The 16,608-nt window shown below is 61.8% G+C and carries 12 protein-coding genes; 2 read left to right on the top strand and 10 right to left on the bottom strand.

Annotated elements, in window-relative coordinates:
- Positions 1-38: 38 nt before the first annotated feature.
- The 10 genes from NFJ07_RS01550 to NFJ07_RS01505 all read right to left on the bottom strand — a co-directional run bounded on the left by NFJ07_RS01550 (position 39) and on the right by NFJ07_RS01505 (position 12,549).
- Positions 39-908 carry a hypothetical protein gene (locus NFJ07_RS01550; RefSeq protein ID WP_269991981.1) on the bottom strand — a complete coding sequence of 290 codons (870 nt, stop codon included), beginning with the start codon at positions 906-908 and terminating at the stop codon, positions 39-41.
- A gap of 551 nt (positions 909-1,459) precedes the next feature.
- Entirely contained in the window at positions 1,460-1,681 is a 222-nt protein-coding gene (locus NFJ07_RS01545; RefSeq protein ID WP_269991980.1) for a hypothetical protein, read from the bottom strand.
- Positions 1,682-1,683: 2 nt separating this feature from the next.
- A complete protein-coding gene (locus NFJ07_RS01540) occupies positions 1,684-1,899 on the bottom strand; it encodes a hypothetical protein (protein ID WP_269991978.1) in 216 nt (71 codons plus the stop codon).
- Positions 1,900-2,192: 293 nt separating this feature from the next.
- Complete coding sequence (locus tag NFJ07_RS01535) at positions 2,193-3,758, bottom strand: serine hydrolase domain-containing protein (RefSeq protein ID WP_269991976.1); 1,566 nt, start codon at positions 3,756-3,758, stop codon at positions 2,193-2,195.
- 332 nt (positions 3,759-4,090) lie between these two features.
- The gene (locus NFJ07_RS01530) at positions 4,091-5,680 is read right to left on the bottom strand and encodes a PucR family transcriptional regulator (protein ID WP_269991975.1); all 1,590 of its coding nucleotides are present in this window, start codon (positions 5,678-5,680) and stop codon (positions 4,091-4,093) included.
- A gap of 33 nt (positions 5,681-5,713) precedes the next feature.
- Positions 5,714-7,261, bottom strand: coding sequence for an N-acyl-D-amino-acid deacylase family protein (locus tag NFJ07_RS01525; protein WP_269991974.1), 1,548 nt, complete (start codon positions 7,259-7,261; stop codon positions 5,714-5,716).
- Positions 7,249-9,048: an ABC transporter ATP-binding protein gene (locus NFJ07_RS01520; protein ID WP_269991973.1), complete on the bottom strand. Its 1,800-nt coding sequence runs from the start codon at positions 9,046-9,048 to the stop codon at positions 7,249-7,251. Before NFJ07_RS01520 ends, NFJ07_RS01525 begins: the two co-directional genes overlap by 13 nt.
- Positions 9,045-9,914 (bottom strand): ABC transporter permease, encoded by an 870-nt coding sequence (locus NFJ07_RS01515; protein ID WP_269991971.1) that lies wholly within the window; start codon positions 9,912-9,914, stop codon positions 9,045-9,047. The genes NFJ07_RS01520 and NFJ07_RS01515 overlap by 4 nt, the downstream gene beginning before the upstream one ends.
- Before the next feature lie 70 nt (positions 9,915-9,984).
- Positions 9,985-10,923, bottom strand: coding sequence for an ABC transporter permease (locus NFJ07_RS01510; RefSeq protein WP_269991970.1), 939 nt, complete (start codon positions 10,921-10,923; stop codon positions 9,985-9,987).
- 36 nt (positions 10,924-10,959) lie between these two features.
- On the bottom strand, positions 10,960-12,549 hold the full coding sequence (locus tag NFJ07_RS01505; protein WP_269991969.1) for an ABC transporter substrate-binding protein: 1,590 nt from the start codon (positions 12,547-12,549) through the stop codon (positions 10,960-10,962).
- Positions 12,550-12,955: 406 nt separating this feature from the next.
- Here NFJ07_RS01505 and NFJ07_RS01500 point away from each other — a divergent pair, with 406 nt between their 5' ends.
- Together NFJ07_RS01500 and NFJ07_RS01495 are read left to right on the top strand one after the other, a co-directional pair.
- Positions 12,956-15,232, top strand: coding sequence for a S9 family peptidase (locus tag NFJ07_RS01500; protein ID WP_269991967.1), 2,277 nt, complete (start codon positions 12,956-12,958; stop codon positions 15,230-15,232).
- Between the two features lie 13 nt (positions 15,233-15,245).
- On the top strand, positions 15,246-16,580 hold the full coding sequence (locus tag NFJ07_RS01495) for a serine hydrolase domain-containing protein (protein ID WP_269991966.1): 1,335 nt from the start codon (positions 15,246-15,248) through the stop codon (positions 16,578-16,580).
- Positions 16,581-16,608: the final 28 nt, after the last annotated feature.

The following is a 16,608-nucleotide window of genomic DNA, read 5'->3' as shown; positions in this document are numbered from 1 at the left end:
GGTCCTCATGAATTGGATTGTTTATAGCTGTTATTCGGCTACTGGGTGGTGGTTGAAGCAGGTGTGAGCTTGTACCAGCCAGTCCGGGTCACTCCCGAAGCGGCATAGCCGGATGCGAAAGCGGCCTCCAAAATTTCGCGGAGCTGCAACCGCCACAACGCTGCTTCCTGGGCGTCGGATCCCCTCAGCGCGACAATGTCGTGTGGCGCCCGGCACCAAAGGTTACCTTCCGATTGCAGGAGCGCCGGCTTTGAGTCAGGCCCGTATTCCAGAACACTGCTCAACGCACCCTGCGGCACGCTCACGTCGTCGGCCAGGCCTTCGCTGCACTTGATGCTCCGCGCCGAGGACAGCGGCCAGACCGCCACGAGCCTGTCCGATTCATCGTTGGCGTTGATGTCGTCCTGCATTGCGCCGTAGAAGTTCCTCTTGTACACGGAAGTAACAGCACCAAGTTTGGACAGATTGAAGCGCGCGTTCCGGCTGACCAGAGGATCGAAGGTCCATGTCATGGTTTCGATTCCGCGTGCCAGCGACCAAGCCCGTTGGTGTTGTTTGAGGGCGAAACCCACACCTTTGTCTGCAATGCCGGGAAGCACCCCGGCTATCAGCGAATACGTGGACCCCTCGGGAGAGATAATGGCCGCCGCGGCCCCGCACAGTGCTCCGTCCGGGGTGTAGGCCGCGGATACATTGCACCCGGCGTGGGAAATGCTGCGGAGCAGGTCAAACGGAATCGGGGCTCCATGGGGAGACCTCCCCCAGATGGCCACCAACAGCCCTTCGATGTCTTGGAGCCTTTCACGGTGGTGCTCGTCGACGATTCGGACGTTGGCCTTGGCCGCCGCAGAGGCAGCAGTGAACGTGGCCCGCTCGGCCAAAGAGCGGGCGTCGAGATTGAGTGACATGACTCCATCTTTGTTCGAATAGGGGCTTCTGGCTTTGGCCGTCCGGACCAACAGTTGCCGTACTGCTAGTCCGTGAGAACAACGCACCGTCGGCCTAGACCAAATTGTTGCTACTGCCGGTCGAAGTCCCGCTGACCTAATGACATGGTTGTTCCTTGGTGTGAGGGGACGAATTTGTGTCCAGAACCAGCTAAGCCAGTGCCTGGGTTAAGCCGGTTCTACTTTTCCCGGCGATCTCAACAATGAAGGCGAAGGACCGGCTGGCCGCTACTGTGCGCACAGAGCCGAATGACTTCCGAAAGGTGCCTTCCCCATGAACCCCGTCGTTATGGACCTGGCACTGGCACAGAGGCCAAGACTGGCGACACCGTGTCCACCCACGACGTCGGCGTTGGCCCACGGCTCCCGTGATTGCAGCGGAGTAGATCAAGTCCAACGAGGCATTGATTCTTCGTAGTTGTCCGCTAAGACACAAGCTTCAGCGCAAGGCACTCCCGACAGGTACCTTTGCGCCCGACAGGGTGGAAGGGCGGAGCAGTATCCGCCGACCATCAGGTGGTTTGGCGTCGCAGATCGAGTTGCTCTGTGTAACCAAAGGGGACAGCATTGCTGAGACCGACGACGAAGTGCCCGTCTCCGAGCCGGGTCACCAGGATGCCGCGCGTCTGTTGCCGTCCAGCGCTCTCGATCATCCGGTCGACCGCCGCAGTGATGCAGTAGTCCATGGAGGCCCTGTCATGGACCTTGATTTCGATGTGTTCAACCTCCTGCATGTTCATACCGTGCCGAGCTCGCTGGGTCGGATAGGTAGGACAACATAGCCGTGCGCTTTTTCATACAGGGTTCGAGGTTCGACGCCGCAGGCTTCCAGCCAGAGAGCGTCCGCAGCAGCGACGACGTCCTTGACGTACCCGGTCCGGATAGTTCGACCCTCTTTCTGAACTTGGACGTACTCCCCGGCCAAAGCCGCCCAAGCTGGATGCTCTCCCATGGAGATGCCCTTCTTATCGCAATTCTCTGAATTGATTGTGCCTGTGGCCTATTGGCCGGGAATTCCCAACCATCGCTCGACCCGGACCAGCATCTGCGGTCCGAGCCAAGAAGTATCTCGCTGTCACTACCGGCAGGTCGCGCTCCATGGCGCGACCCAGCCACGCCGCCAATTGGAAGACACGCTCTAGCGCGATAGCCGCTCGTCTGACAAGAGCATCGGGGTGGGAAGGTCTAATGTCCTTCCCACCCCGATGCTCCTTTACGGGTGGTCGCCTGTCCGTCCCCCAAATGCTAGTCGGACAGATTTAGACCTGCCGGCACACCAACCGGGACCGTATCGTCGCTCTGCCGCTGGTACCGCAGCCGGCCGGCGCCGTTACTGCTGACCAACAGGTCATCGCCATCCGGTCGAAGGACGATGCCTGCCGCGGAAAACGTACCAGCCGGTCCTGGCTCAACAGAAGCGACGAGATCCAATCCGATCTCAGCCATATCGTTCCCAGCCACCGTGATCAACGTCCCCAGTTCCGGGCTCCGGTAGACCGCGGGCGCTAAGGATGTATTGGCGAGGGGCGGCTCGCAGCGACGGTAACTACGATCGCGCCAAGGCGACGACAATATTCCCAACGTGAATGACTCCCCAGACCGCGACAGCCGCAAGCTTGCACCGTTACCTTGTCCGTACCACGTGCCATCTGCCGCCAACACAAACTCACCGCCCATGTGCCCGTTCGAGAGTCGGATACGCCCATTCTCGGCTTCGACCCGGACAAAGGCATCGGCGCCCACGTCCTGCCAGTAGCCGACCACGCCAGCCGCAGCGTTCGATCCGTCCAAAAACTCTTTCGGCTCGTCCGCAGACAGGCCAGTAGCCAGCAGCAGCAGTTCAATACCGATCCTCTCTGGGTCCACTGAAGAATTGTTGGTCAACAGCGCAACACCCAGGTTCCTGCTGGGCATAAAGAACAACTGTGACTTATAGCCCTGCACGCCACCGGCGTGGCCGAACACCGCTTCGCCGCCGATCACACTATGAATCAGGCCATGGGCGTACTCCCGAGGCTTCGATCCAGTTGGCCCCACCTGTGCCAGCAACCCGTCGCGGATCTCAACACCGAGTACCCGGCCGTCCTGCAGGAACCCGAACCACGGCCCGAGGTCGGCAATGCTGGTCACCAGGGCGCCGTCGCCAACCAGAGATTCCTCAGAATCTGCCCTGCGCACACCATGGTCGGTGACCTCATATCCATAGGCGAAGTCCCGCAACACCTCCCGGCTGTCATCCCGGAAGAACGTCTCGGCCATCCCCAGGGGCCCGAAGATCCGCTCGGCGGCAAATTCCCGCAACGACTTCCCGCTGATCCGGTGTATCAGCGAGGCGATCAGCACATAACCCGAATTGGAGTACGAGATGTCGGTCTCAGGCTCGAAGTTGATCTCAGTGAGCTCCGCGATGAAGGCAAGCACCTGATTCTGGGTGATCCGGGTCATCGTCCGGCCAGCCAACCGGCTCAGCGCCAGGTAGTCCGGCACGCCGCCCGTGTGACGCAAGCACTGCCCCACAGTCACTTTCGAGGTCAGCTTGAGCTCCGGCAAATAGGTACGGATGTCATCATCGAGTGAGAGCTGCCCGTCCCGGCACAACAACAACACCGCGGTGGCCGCAAAATGCTTACTCATCGAGGCAATATCAAACCGGGTGGTCGCCGCGACGGGTACGTCAAATTCAACACAAGCCAGCCCGGCCTCGGCATGCTCCAGGAGCTTGCCATCGGAGTAAACACCGACGGCCACCCCCGGCCAACCCGGTCGAACAACAGTGTCTAACAATTGGGATAACTGCGTCGTAAGAGTCATATCCCGATGTTCCCAGAGCTCCACGCCAGCCCGATTGTCCTAAGCTGCAACATTCAGCCCGACCACATTGTGCCGCACCACATCCCAACCGCCGCCCCAGCCAAGAAACGAGTCCCTGAATCTGGACAGGACCCCGTACTCCGAGGCCACCCGACGTAGATTTGCCAGACAGCACCGTCGCCCACCTTGGCAGGAAACATGCCAGCCACCTCGTCACAGTTGACCATCAGCGTGCTGTAGCTGCCGCCGTGGTACCTGAGGATTTTCGGTGACCTCGTACCGGAAAGCTGCTGGAAAAGGAACTCGTGCTGCACGAGTTCCTCCGGTTGGTGTCAGCCAATCCTCTTTGTATTGATCTCCTGCATCCGCAACTGCAAAGCCAGTGCCAGCCGCACATCGGGATCTTCGATGTCTACCACCTCGGCCATTCGGCGCAGCCGGTGCCGCAGGGTGTTCGGGTGCAGCACCAGCACCTCCGCCGCGCGGGGGATATCGCAGTGCGCCGCGATCCAACTGCGCAGCGTCTTGACGTAATCGGTGCCCTGCCGATGGTCGTGATCCGCGACCACGGACAGCGGTTCGGCGTCCAAGGCTGAACGGAATTGCAGGGCCTCAAACGCCTCCAAGAGGAACAACGACGCCCCCAAGTCCTTGTGCTGGCCGATCTCGCCCCGGCCGAATGGCCCGGACACGACTTCGTGGGCCTGTTTGGCCTGGGTGAATCCGACGGGCACGTCCGCCACGCTGTTCAGAGTGCGGCTGATTCCGGCCCGCCAACCACCTCCAACGCTCTCTGCAGAGCGGGCCAGCACCGTGGCAATAATCGTTTGCAGCACCGGAGAGTCAGCTGCTGTGCCGATGACAACAACCGCCTGACCCTCGAGTGATCCAGCGGCGGCCCGAAGCCGGTACGAAGACAACACCATCCTCAACAGATCGCTGACATTCTCCGCAGCTGATTCCGCCGACATCCCCCGCGAGTGGGACGGCAGGTTCTCAACCCGGCCGATCACCACCACCGTGGCCGGGGCGTCGAAGCGCAGCCCGAACGACTCCGCGACCCGCCGGTTCGGCCCTGTTCCTCGGAACAGCTGCCCCAACCGTTCCGCTCGCTGTCGGCGGTCGGTGTCCGCAGCGGCTTTCAGTCTGGCCAAGTGCGGAGCAGCCAGACGAGCGCCTTCGGCCAGCACCTCTGAGGCTTTCCCGGACAACGGCTTCTCGCCCTGCAGCAGCCAGATGCTGCCCAGTGCTTCGCCGCCGTCCCGGACCGCGATGGCCAGCCGAGGCCGGAACTCGGGCTGTTCTACGCTCCAAATCGCAGTTTCAGCGCGCAGTATGGAGGCGTAGTCCTCGGCATTGGCTGGGTGGTCCGGCACCCGTCGCCCAAGGATCCCGTCCCGCCGCAGATCGTCAACTTCCTGGCCTGGAATCGTCGAGTACGCCAGAACCCGCATCGACAGGTCCTCGATGGCAATCGCACCGCCTGCGCGCAAAGCGATGTCGTTGGCCAGTGTGAACAAGTCGGCCGCCCGCCGATCATCTTGTTCGAGCCCTGGATCACTGATCGCCCGCAGCGCGTCGATCAGCACATACAGCTGGCCCCAAGAAAGCTCCTCACTGCACTGCAACAGCGTCATACCGACGCGATTGGCCGCCGTCGTCAGCTGCTCCGGGTCGACCGCCCCGGCACGCACCACCACTGCAGCGACGTGCGCGTCCACAGCCAAATCCAGCAGGTCGGCGCTCGGGCGGCCCGGCACCAGCAACACAGTATCGCTCAACTCCACGTGAGTCTGGTCCGTGTCATGGATCGACGGCGACCCGATCGGCACCGAGGTGCCGTGTGGCAATGCCAAGGGCCGCACCATGTCCGGGCCCAAGCTATCGAGCAATACCCCCACCGTGATGCCTGCGGATGCCATCGATGCCTTCCTTGTTGACCTGCTCAAACGATTTCATCGACGGCCCGACCTCAGTATCTGGCCGCGTCGAGCTCCGGTGAACTCCCCGTCGACAATCACCGGCTCGCCATTCAAGAGCACGTGCACCATCCCAGTCGGGCGCACATCGGGCTCCTCGTAGGTACCCTCGTGGCCGATCCGCTCTGGGTCGAAGACCACCACATCGGCTGCTGCTCCGCGTCCGAGCCAACCTCGGTCCGTGAGGCCGAACTGGCCAGCTGTCGCCGAGCTCACCTTTCGGATCGCCTCCGCCAAGGTCACCACACCACGGTCACGGACATAGGCGCCGAGGAACTTCGGGAAGGTCCCGAAGGCACGTGGGTGGCTTGGCCCAATCGGCGAACCGTTGTCAGAACCAATGGCCACCAACGGATCGGCCATGATGGCCAGTACATCGTCCTCGTTCATGCTGTGACAGACCGTCCCGGCGTCGGGATCTTCCATCAGTACATCGCACAAGGCATCCCACGGTTTCCGGCCGGCCAGGACCTCGGAGAGCCGGCGGCCGGCTATTTCTGTATTGCCATGGGTCAAGATTTGTACATCCTCGGGATGTACTTCCCGCCACAAACCGACGCCGGTACCGTTGTCGGGGTTCTCGGCGATGGCTTGCAGCGAAGCACGGATCGCTGGGTCCGCCAGCCTCGCGCGCATCGCCTCGACGCCGCCTTCAAGGGCCTCAGGCGGCAGCATCGCAACAAGGCCAGTAGCGAAAGCCCGGTATGGATACTGGTCTCCGCGGACATCGACACCGCTTCGACGGCCAGCAGCCAGCTTGTCCAGGATCAACTGCGACGATCCGTGCATGGCCCGACCGGATGCCTTGCAGTGTGAGTACTGCAGCCGGATCCCCGCTGAGCGGGCAACATCAATGGCTTCGTCCATCGCTTCGGCCAGCCCCTCGCTCTCACTGCGGCTGTGGGTGGCGTACGTACCGCCGTATCGCCGGGCCACCCGTGCCATCGCAATAAGCTCCGCACTCTCGGAGTACGCACCAGGCACGTATTCCAGTCCACTCGAGAAACCAACCGCGCCAGCCTCAAACGCTTCTTCGAGAAGCTCGCACATCCGGTCAAGAGCACTCTCCGGTAGCTCCCGCTCCACACCCACCACCGTCTCCCGCACAGAGTTATGGCCAACCAGCCCGGCCAGATGGTTGGTGGGTCCCGCCGCAGCAGCCGCATTCAGATAGTCGCCAAAGCTCAGAAAGCGCTGCTCATCCGGCTCAGAGCTTTCGTCTGCATCTTTCGGATTGCTGGGGCCAAGGGAAAATCCGCAATTGCCAATGATTTCGGTGGTAACACCCTGGAACAGCTTGAATGGCTGTGCATCCGGCAGAAAAGGGACACCATCGGAGTGGCTGTGCGCGTCCACAAACCCGGGGGCAACCACCAAACCGGTGGCGTCGATGGTCCGCCGCCCGGGACCTAGATCGCTGCCCACCGCCACGATTCGTCCGTCGGCGACGGCAACATCTGCGATGACCGGCGGCGAACCGAACCCGTCGTGCACCTGTCCGTGCAAAATGATCAGATCGTGCATTCGGTGGATACCTCTCCATGATGAATAGCAATTTGCGCTGCGGGGGCCGGTGGTACTGAAGCCACCAACCGACGGCTGTAGCTGTGTTGGGGGTTGTCGAGAATATCTGCCGTGTCTCCAGTCTCCACAATTTCCCCGTGCAACAAAACGATAATGCGGTCCGTGATCTGGCGGACTACTGCGAGATCGTGGGTGACAAACAGCAGTGCGGTGCCGGATTCGGAACTAATGGTTCGCAGCAGTTCCAAGACGTTGGCCTGTACCGAAACGTCCAGGGAGGCTGTGGGTTCGTCGCAGATCAACAGGGCAGGCCGCACGGCCAATGCCCGGGCGATCGCAACTCGTTGTTTCTCACCGCCGGACAACTTGTTTGGCAGCAGTTTTGCGTAGCTGACCGGCAGCCCGACTAGCTCCAGCAATTCGTCGACGGTCCGACGATCGGCCGGCGCAGCTTGCCTTGCTGCCTCCCCGAGGGTGGCTCCGACAGTCATGGCCGGGTTCAGCGAGGTCGATGGATCCTGGAAAACGCACTGCACCAGGGTCCGCACCCGTCGGCGATCTGCTGCCGCAGACGTCCGGAGATTGGTGATGTCCATGCCGTCCAGGACGATCTGGCCCGCGCTGGAATCAACAAGACCGAGCAGACACCTGGCCAGTGTCGTCTTTCCGGAGCCCGACTCGCCTACCAGACCGATCCGCTCCCCGGGGCGGATGGTCAGGTCAATGCCGCCCAGCGCCGTCACCGGCCCGTAGCTCTTGCGCAGGCGGGTGACCTGCAGCAGTGGCTCTTCGGTGGCCACGGCGCGTGGCTCGATTGTTGTTGTTATCGCTGGATTTTCGGCCACTGTGAGTGGCAGCAACTCATAACGGCACGCGGTGAAGTGTCCCTCGGTCAATTCGCGCAACGCTGGCCGGCCAGTGGTGCAACCGTCCTCACGCTGCTGGCAGCGAGCGGCGAACGCGCACGTGTCCACGACGTCGGCTGCGCGCGGCACGGATCCTGGGATGCCCACCAATTTGGTGGCTGCACGCTCCACAGCGGGCAGTGCGCCGATGAGCCTGGCGGTGTACGGGTGCCCGGGCCGGGACGCGAGATCCTTGCTGACGCCCGATTCAAGCACCCTGCCTGCGTACATCACCTGTACACGGTCACACAGCGCAAACGCCACCCGCAGGTCGTGGGTGATCAGCAGGACTGCCATTCCGCGGGAAGCCTGGATTCGGCTGAGCAGCTGCATAATCTCATGTTGGATGGTTGCATCCAGCGCTGTTGTCGGCTCGTCTGCAATGAGCAGCTCCGGATCCCCTGCCAATGCCGCTGCGATCGCCACCCGCTGCCGCATTCCGCCGGAGAGCTGAAAAGGATACTTCTTAGCCACCAACGGATCTGTGATCCCCACCTCAGCAAGCCGACGAAGTACCTCCGAGCGATCTTTGCGCCGACCATGGGGCAACGACTCGGCGATATGCGCGCCTGCCGTCTGCAAGGGATTCAACATCGCGAACGGATCCTGCATCAGCAGTCCGATTTGCCGGCCACGTACCTTGCGCAGAACCGATTCCCGCGCACCAATCAGTTCCGTTCCAGCCACTTGCACGCTGCCTCCGGCAACCAGGGGTTGTGGCAGCAACCCGGCCACTGCCCGGGCGGTGAGCGACTTTCCACTGCCGGATTCGCCCACCAAACCGACTGTTTCACCGGGCGCAAGAGTCAGATCTATTTCGTCGACGATCCGCCGACCACCCAAGGACACCGACAATCCCTGGACTCGAAGCAGTTCCGTCATTGTGATACCGACTTTCCGGCACTGAGCCGCTCGAAGACTGCGTCACCGAGGACGGTGGCCGCAGTGGCAGTGATGGTGATGAGCACCGCTGGGGCGACTGAAGCCCATGGGTTGACATGAAGCAGTTTGAAGTTCTCTTGGATCATCAGCCCCCAGTCTGCGGTACCGGCCGGTAGCCCGATCCCCAGGAACGACAGCCCGGCCAGCGCCCCCAAGGCATAAACGAAGCTGAGTAGCAGATTGGCCGTCACCGTTGGCGCCAAGTTAGGCAGCAGATGCCGCAACATGATCCGGCGGTTCGTTAATCCGAGAGTGCGGGCTGCATCTACGTAGGCGAGTTCCCGCTGCCCCATCGCGAGGCTTCGGATCACTCGTATATCGGCAGGTGATCCGAGCACGATCAGCGCGATGATGGCCACCGCGTAACTGCTGCCGGCAACGCCCACGATGACAATAAGGATGAGCAGGCCAGGCAATGCGTACATCAGGTCAGTCAACCGCATCAGTATGGCATCGGGCCACCCTCGGCGATACCCTGCCAAAAGCCCAAGCGAGGTACCAATCACGGTGGTTCCCAGGGCGATGAGGACCGGAGCAAGCAAAGCAATGCGGGTAGCGACCATCAGCCGGGACAGCACATCCCGGCCCAGCGCGTCCGTGCCAAGCCAATGTGCACCGCTGGGTGAGGTCGATCCCAGTTTCACGTCTTGGGCTGTTGGATCGTAGGGAGCCATCCAGTGGCCGGTGAGGGCCACCAGTACGATGATCGCCAGTACCGCCAGACTTATTGTCGTGACCAACCGCCCGCCCGCCAGCTTGGGTCGTCGACCGCCCCTGACGGTCGACCGCGTCTCAGTGACAGTCATACGGATCCTCCGGACATTGGTTTGGTTCCTGTGGTCATTACTTCGATCGGATGTGGCCTCTGATACATGGTCATGCCGCCGTAGCGTGTCTGACGCGGGGGTCAACAATCATGTAGGCCACATCCACCAGCAAGTTCGCCAAGATCATCACCACCCCACCGAGCAGGACAAGTGCCTGCACCAAGGGGATGTCCTTCTGTCCCACTGCCTGGACCAGCAACGAGCCCAGGCCCGGCAGGCTGAAGGTCTGCTCCACAAACACCGCTCCGGTCAAGTTGCCTGCGGCGATAAGTCCGGCCACCGTCAGCACCGGAAGTGCGGAGTTGCGCAGTGAGTAGCGACCCCAAATCGGGCTCCTGCCAAGTCCTCTGGCTCGGGCAAAGGTGATGTAGTCCTGGCCGCCAATGTCCAGCGCGGCAGCCCGGGTTTGGCGCACCAGCACCGCAGCCTGGCCAAGTGCCAGCGCGATCGCCGGCAACGTGAAGTGGTTGAGGTCGCCAATGCCGTAGACCGGGAACCAGTTCAACGCGACCGCAAACACGTATAGCAGCAGCAGGGCCAGCGCAAAGGCCGGGGCAGACATGAAAACCAGCGACACCAAGGTGATGGTCTTGTCCACCAGCTTCCCTCGGCGCAACCCCGCGGCGAGTCCTGCGGGAATGCCGATGAGCACCGTTAATACGAGTGCGTAGAAACCCAGCGTGGCGGTGATCGGAAATCGCTGACCAATCATGGTCATGACCGGCTGGCGGGCCGTGATGGAGGTACCGAAGTCACCAGTGATGGCGTGGGTGAACCAGTTCCAATACTGCATGAGGAAAGGCTCATTCAGCAGGTACTTGGCGCGGATCGCTGCCAACACCTCAGGAGTGGAGGGTCTATTGCCCAGCAGGGCCCTTTCCGGCCCTCCCTCGGGCAATGCAAGCAGGGCAAAGGTGATGACTGAGAGCACAAACAGCACCACCACTGCCGCTGCCAGGCGGCGAACCACCAGTTTGGCGATGATCACCTAAACCACCGTTCCTTTACAAGGTGCCGACAGCACTCAGGATCCCGCGGGTCGGAGCGTTGTGAACGGATCCAAGGTCCAGACGTTCTGTGTTCCGATGAACTTCTTGCTCACTGCGTAGGCGTAGTCCGGGTAGGCAATCGGAATGTAGGGCACCTGATCGGCGGCGGTCTCCATCACCGAAGTAGTTGCGGCCTTGCGCGCCTCGCCGGTGGTTCCCAGGACGTCGTCGATTTTCGCGTCCATCGCCGGATTGGCGAACTGGGAGAAGTTGAAGCCCTGGGGCTGGGCAGCGACGCTACCGAGCTGGTCAGGCAGTACTTCACCCACGTCGGCGGTAACGTAGCCAAGGCTGGACAGGCCGAGGGTGAGGTCCTCGTGTCGCATCCTTCCCGCCCAAAACTTGTCCGCCGGAAGGGGATTGAGGGTGATGTTGATTCCGATCTTGGCCAGGTCGGCCTTGATCGCCTGCAGGGCATTGATTAGCGGATCAGCGGCGTCGTGGTTGACGGTAATGTCGAAACCGTTCGGGAATTTCGACTTCGCCAGCTCTGCCTTTGCAGCCTCGAGATTGTAGTCGTAGTGCGGTAGTCCATCGACGACCTGCTGGTATCCGTCGCCGTAGAGGTTCGTCAGCTGCGGTAACGGGACTATGGTGTCGGCTAGTTGGCCGTGACCATCAGTGGACAGACGCAGCGCGGCCTCACGGTCCACGGCATGGGCAATCGCCCGCCGGACATGGAGATCGGAAAGGTGCGGATCGGTCACATTCATCCAGAGTGACTCGATGCCGATACTGTGGATTTTCTGGAGGTTGAAGTTGGTCACGGACTCCCAATTCTGGAAATCCGTAGCTAGCACCGGCGCGTAGTCCACGTCCCCAGAGGTCGCGGCCAGCCGTAACGCATCCGGGCTGGTGATCGTGGTAGTTTTCACCTTGGCGATCGGCGCTTTTGTTCCCCAGTACTTGTCGTTGCGTTCCAAGGTCACCCCGTCCACAAGGGAGAAGTGCGTGATCTTGTAGGGGCCGGTTCCGATCGGGGGGACCTCGGGTGTTCCCAGGTCCTGTGGATGAGCTTCGGCGAGCTTCTTCGGAAGTACCTGCCACACGACGGGAACGTTGGCCAGGAAGGTCTGCGCTCCCTTGCTCAGGACCACCGTGACCTCGTCCGGGCCCGTGGCTTTCACCGATTGCACGGTTGCCACGATACTGGCCACCTGCGACGCCACCTTCGGATCGGTGTGCCGCTGCAACGAGAACGCCACATCCTCAGCGGTCATCGGCGTCCCGTCGGAAAACACCACGCCCTGGCGCAATTTGAACACCAAGGTATTCGGCGTTGGCTCACTCCATGACTCCGCGAGCCTGGGGATCAGTTTGCCGTCCGAATCGCGGCCCAGGACGGTGTCCATCACGGCGTTTTGCAAGGAGACATCCCAGCCGCCGGATATGACCAGAACCTGCGGGGCCGCGGACGTTGCAACCACGAGGGTGTCCGCTGGACTTCCGTTTGGATCACTGGCGGAGGACCCGCCACTACAGCCAGCCAGTAACAGCGCGCTGACCAGTACAACACCCAGACGGGTCCTATATCCGGTGAAGTGTTTCACCTTTGATGACGACATTGAGCTCTCCTAAGAGGACATAGTGAGTGGGAGAGGCCCCTCGGGGTTACCAGCGGCCACACGCGGCGGCAAACATCAACGCTGCGGAAAAGTTCTCTACACAATCCTGCGGCGGATGACCGAGATCGTGTGCTTCAGAACACAATCCCACATCAGCACAGTGAGGCTTTTGTCCGGTTCTTCAATCAATCCCGCTGACTCTTGAACATTTCTACAACACATCCCAGCCTGCACGGGGCGTAACGTCCACAGTGAGAGGTTGACTCGTGTCCGGCCACCGCCGTGATCAACCACGAAAGTGGAGCAGAACGGCTACCGTACCCCCGCTAGCTCCTGAAGCATGGGTGAAATCCCATCGCTCACTACGCATGCATTACGTACACTCACCCCTCATCGAAGGAGAATGATGCTGAAGAATTCATTGCCCGCCCATGCCTACGACAGGGCAGAGCGACTGTTGGGACACCACCGCCCGGAGTTGGTGTTGCGATCCAAGGTTTCCCCGGAGTGGATCGGTGACACGGGCCGGTTCACCTACCGGGTAGATACCGAGCGGGGCGGCGAGTTCGTCCTCATCGATCCTGCTACCGCGACCAAGTCCCCGGCGTTCGATCACGAACGCCTGGCCGCCGCGTTATCCGCGGCAGCCGATCAGGTGGTGAAGCCATATGCGCTTCCGTTCTGGTCCGTCGACGGCACGGACGACGCCATCGAATTCGGCGCATTCGACAGCCGCTGGCGCTATCAGCCGGCGGACGGATCGTGCACGCGGAAAACGGGGCCGGCCCAGTCGGACGAGTCTGGAGTGGCCTCGCCCGACGGTAAATGGGTTGCCTTCCGGCGCGATCACAACGTCTGGGTCCGTTCAGTCGACACCGACGAAGAGATAGCGATCACTACCGACGGGTCCGCAGACCTGAGCTATGCCTGCGACGCTGACTCCATCGGATCGCGCTTCCGACTGGCTAAATTGGGCTTGCGCGAACGTCCTCGCCTGACGTGGTCCCCCGACTCCTCCCGGATTCTGACTCATCAAATCGACCAACGCCAGATCGAGTGGATGCATCTGGTGGAGTCGGTGCCCGCCGATGGCAGCCGTCCCCGGTTGCACAGCTACCGGTACGCACTCCCCGGCGAACCCCTGCCACAGGCTGAATGGGTGGTGCTGGATGTCGCGGCCCGGTCTGTAGTTCGAGGTGCCGGGACGTTCAATCTGGAGTACGCCAGCCCGCTTCTTACCGCCGTGGCGTGGTGGGCAGCGGACGGCGCGACTGTGTACCACCTTGACACCGCACGTGATCAACTCACCTTGCGGCTGGTTGCCTTGGACCCAGCCACAGGCGAGTTGCGCACGCTGATCACTGAGTCAGACAGCACCCGGGTGGAGCCCGCCCAAGTCGGGCCTCCGTTGGTGAAGGTTCTGGCCGGCGGGCAGGAGGCTTTGTGGTACTCACAACGCGACGGATGGGGACACCTCTACCGCTACGACCTCGCCACCGGCGAACCGGTAGAGCAGCTCACCAAAGGCGAACTCGCGGTCCAGCAGATCCTGCACGTTGATGAGACAGAACGCGTTGTGTACCTTACTGTCTCAGGGCTGGTCCCGAGCGATCCGTACTGCCGGACGCTGGTCAAGGTCAGCCTGGACGGCGGTGAGCTCACCCGACTTACCGACGATCATCTCGATCACGAGGTATCGACGGACCCCACCGGCCACTGGTTCGTGGACTCCGCCTCAACCGTGAACACCCCACCAACGATCACCCTGCGGGACCGGATGGGCACAGTGGTGATGGAACTGGAACGAGCTGACATCACCCGGCTGTTGGCCGCCGGCTGGACCGCGCCCGAGCGGGTCCGGGCCCTCGCCGCGGACGGAGTCACCGAGATCTTCGGAATCCTGCACAAGCCCTACGGATTCGACGCGACCAAGAGCTACCCCGTGATCGACCACCCCTATCCCGGTCCCCAGGTTCATCGGGTCCGTCCAAGTTTCGACCAAGGCGGCTATGCCAGCGAGTCAGAAGCCATGGTTGCCTTGGGCTTCGCCGTTTTTGCCATCGATGGCCGCGGAACTCCCGGGCGGGACAAAGCTTTTCACGATTACTCTTGGAGAAATATGGGGGGTGCAGGCGGTCTCGAGGACCACGTTGCCGCGCTGAAACAGCTCGGAACCGAGCGGCCCTGGCTCGATCTGGATCGGGTCGGCATCTTCGGACTCTCCGGCGGCGGCTTCGCGACGGCGCGCGCGTTGCTGACGTTCCCTGATTTTTACCGGGTTGGGGTGGCCGAAGCCGGAAACCACGACAATCGGTTCTACATTGCTGGCTGGGCCGAAATCTATGATGGCCCTTATGACCCGGAAGCTGGTGCCCGGCTATCCAATACCGAACTCGCAGCCAACCTCACCGGCAAACTCATGCTGGTGCACGGCGACATGGACGACAATGTCACTCCTCATTTGACCATGCGACTCGTTGATGCCCTGATCGAGGCGAACAGGGACTTCGACCTGCTCATCGTTCCGGGAGTTGAACACACCTTCTATGGCCGCCGCCAGTACGTGACGCGGCGTCGATGGGACTATTTCGTCCGGCATCTGATGAACGTCGAACCGCCCACAAACTATCGCATACCCGAGGCTGCACTGTCCGCCGAAGAACTCGCTGCTGCGGCCAGCTGATACGGAGAATTTGATGACTAACTTTACTGCTGCGGATCTGCAGGACCTGTGCGACCGCCTGCGCCCGGAACAGGACGTCACCGGTGCGCAGATCGCTATCGCCCAAGGCGAGCAAATGGTGCAGGCCAGTTCCGGTGTTGCCAATGCCGAGCTCGGGCTTCCGGTCACGGAGCATACGGTCTTCCAGATCGGCTCAACCACTAAGGTCTACACCGCTGTGTTGGTGATGCAGCTGGTCGATGCCGGGCTGATCGACCTGGACACCCCGGTGACCGAGTACCTCCCCGACGTCCGGTTGGCCGCCGGAGAAGAATGGCGGAAGATCACCCCGCGGCACCTGATGTCCATGACCAGCGGCCTGGACAACGGACCATACTCGGATACTTCCCGCAATGACGACAGTGCTTCCGAGTACATCAATTTCATCGGCGACATTCCGTTGACCTTCCCACCCGGCACCGCATACGGATATAGCAACGCCTCGACGACGGTGTCCGGGCTGCTGGTGGAGCGAATGACCGGACAATGCTGGGATGAGGCCCTGCGCGACAGGCTGCTCCGACCCGCCGGTTTGACCGAATCAGTGTCCTTGTTCGAGGAACTGCCTTACCACCCGGTATCCGTCGGCCACACCCCCGAAGTGGCGCGCCCCTGGTGCCCGTACCGGGGCCTGGGCCCGGCTGGCACTACCCTGGCCACCACCGCCCGGGATCTGGCCCGGTTCGGGCAGATCTTCCTTCGCGGTGGCAAGTCTGCCGACGGCACCACGTTGATCTCGGAACAAGCCGTGGCCACCATGCAGACACCCCAGGTGTCCGTACCGTCAAAGGTGTTTGCTGACTCCTGGTGCGTCGGTCCCTACCGGAAGATCTGGGACGGGATCGAGATCTTCGGGCATTCCGGAACCACCACCCACGGATCATCCACCCTGCTCTGGGTCCCGGAACTGGGTCTGTCGGTGGCAACCGTAGTGAATACCCCACACCGCGGCTACCCGTTCGCCGATGCCGCTTTCTCCACGATCTTCCGTGACTGGCTCGGCGTCGCCAAACCGGCCCGCCCGGTCGCTGATCCGTCCCTGGCAGTGGACGCATCGCTATACGTCGGCGAATACGAACAACACGACACCAGCTACGTCGTCGGTACCAACGACGCCGGGCTGTTCCTGGAAATGAATCAGGGTGGTGAGATCCTGCGTACTGCCCTGGCACCAATCGCCGAGCATCGGTTCCTGCCAATCGATGACTCCGTCACCGGCAACCACACCTGGGACATCGCCTTCGGGCTCGGCCCGGGCGGACGATCCACGTTGCTGCATAACGGCGCATTCGCAGCTCGCCGCCGCTGACCATACCGCAATCTCTCGGATAACCGAG

The sequence above is a fragment of the Arthrobacter sp. B2a2-09 genome (genome assembly GCF_027587375.1).
GTDB lineage: Bacteria > Actinomycetota > Actinomycetes > Actinomycetales > Micrococcaceae > Arthrobacter.
This window is presented reverse-complemented; position numbering and strand designations above follow the sequence as displayed.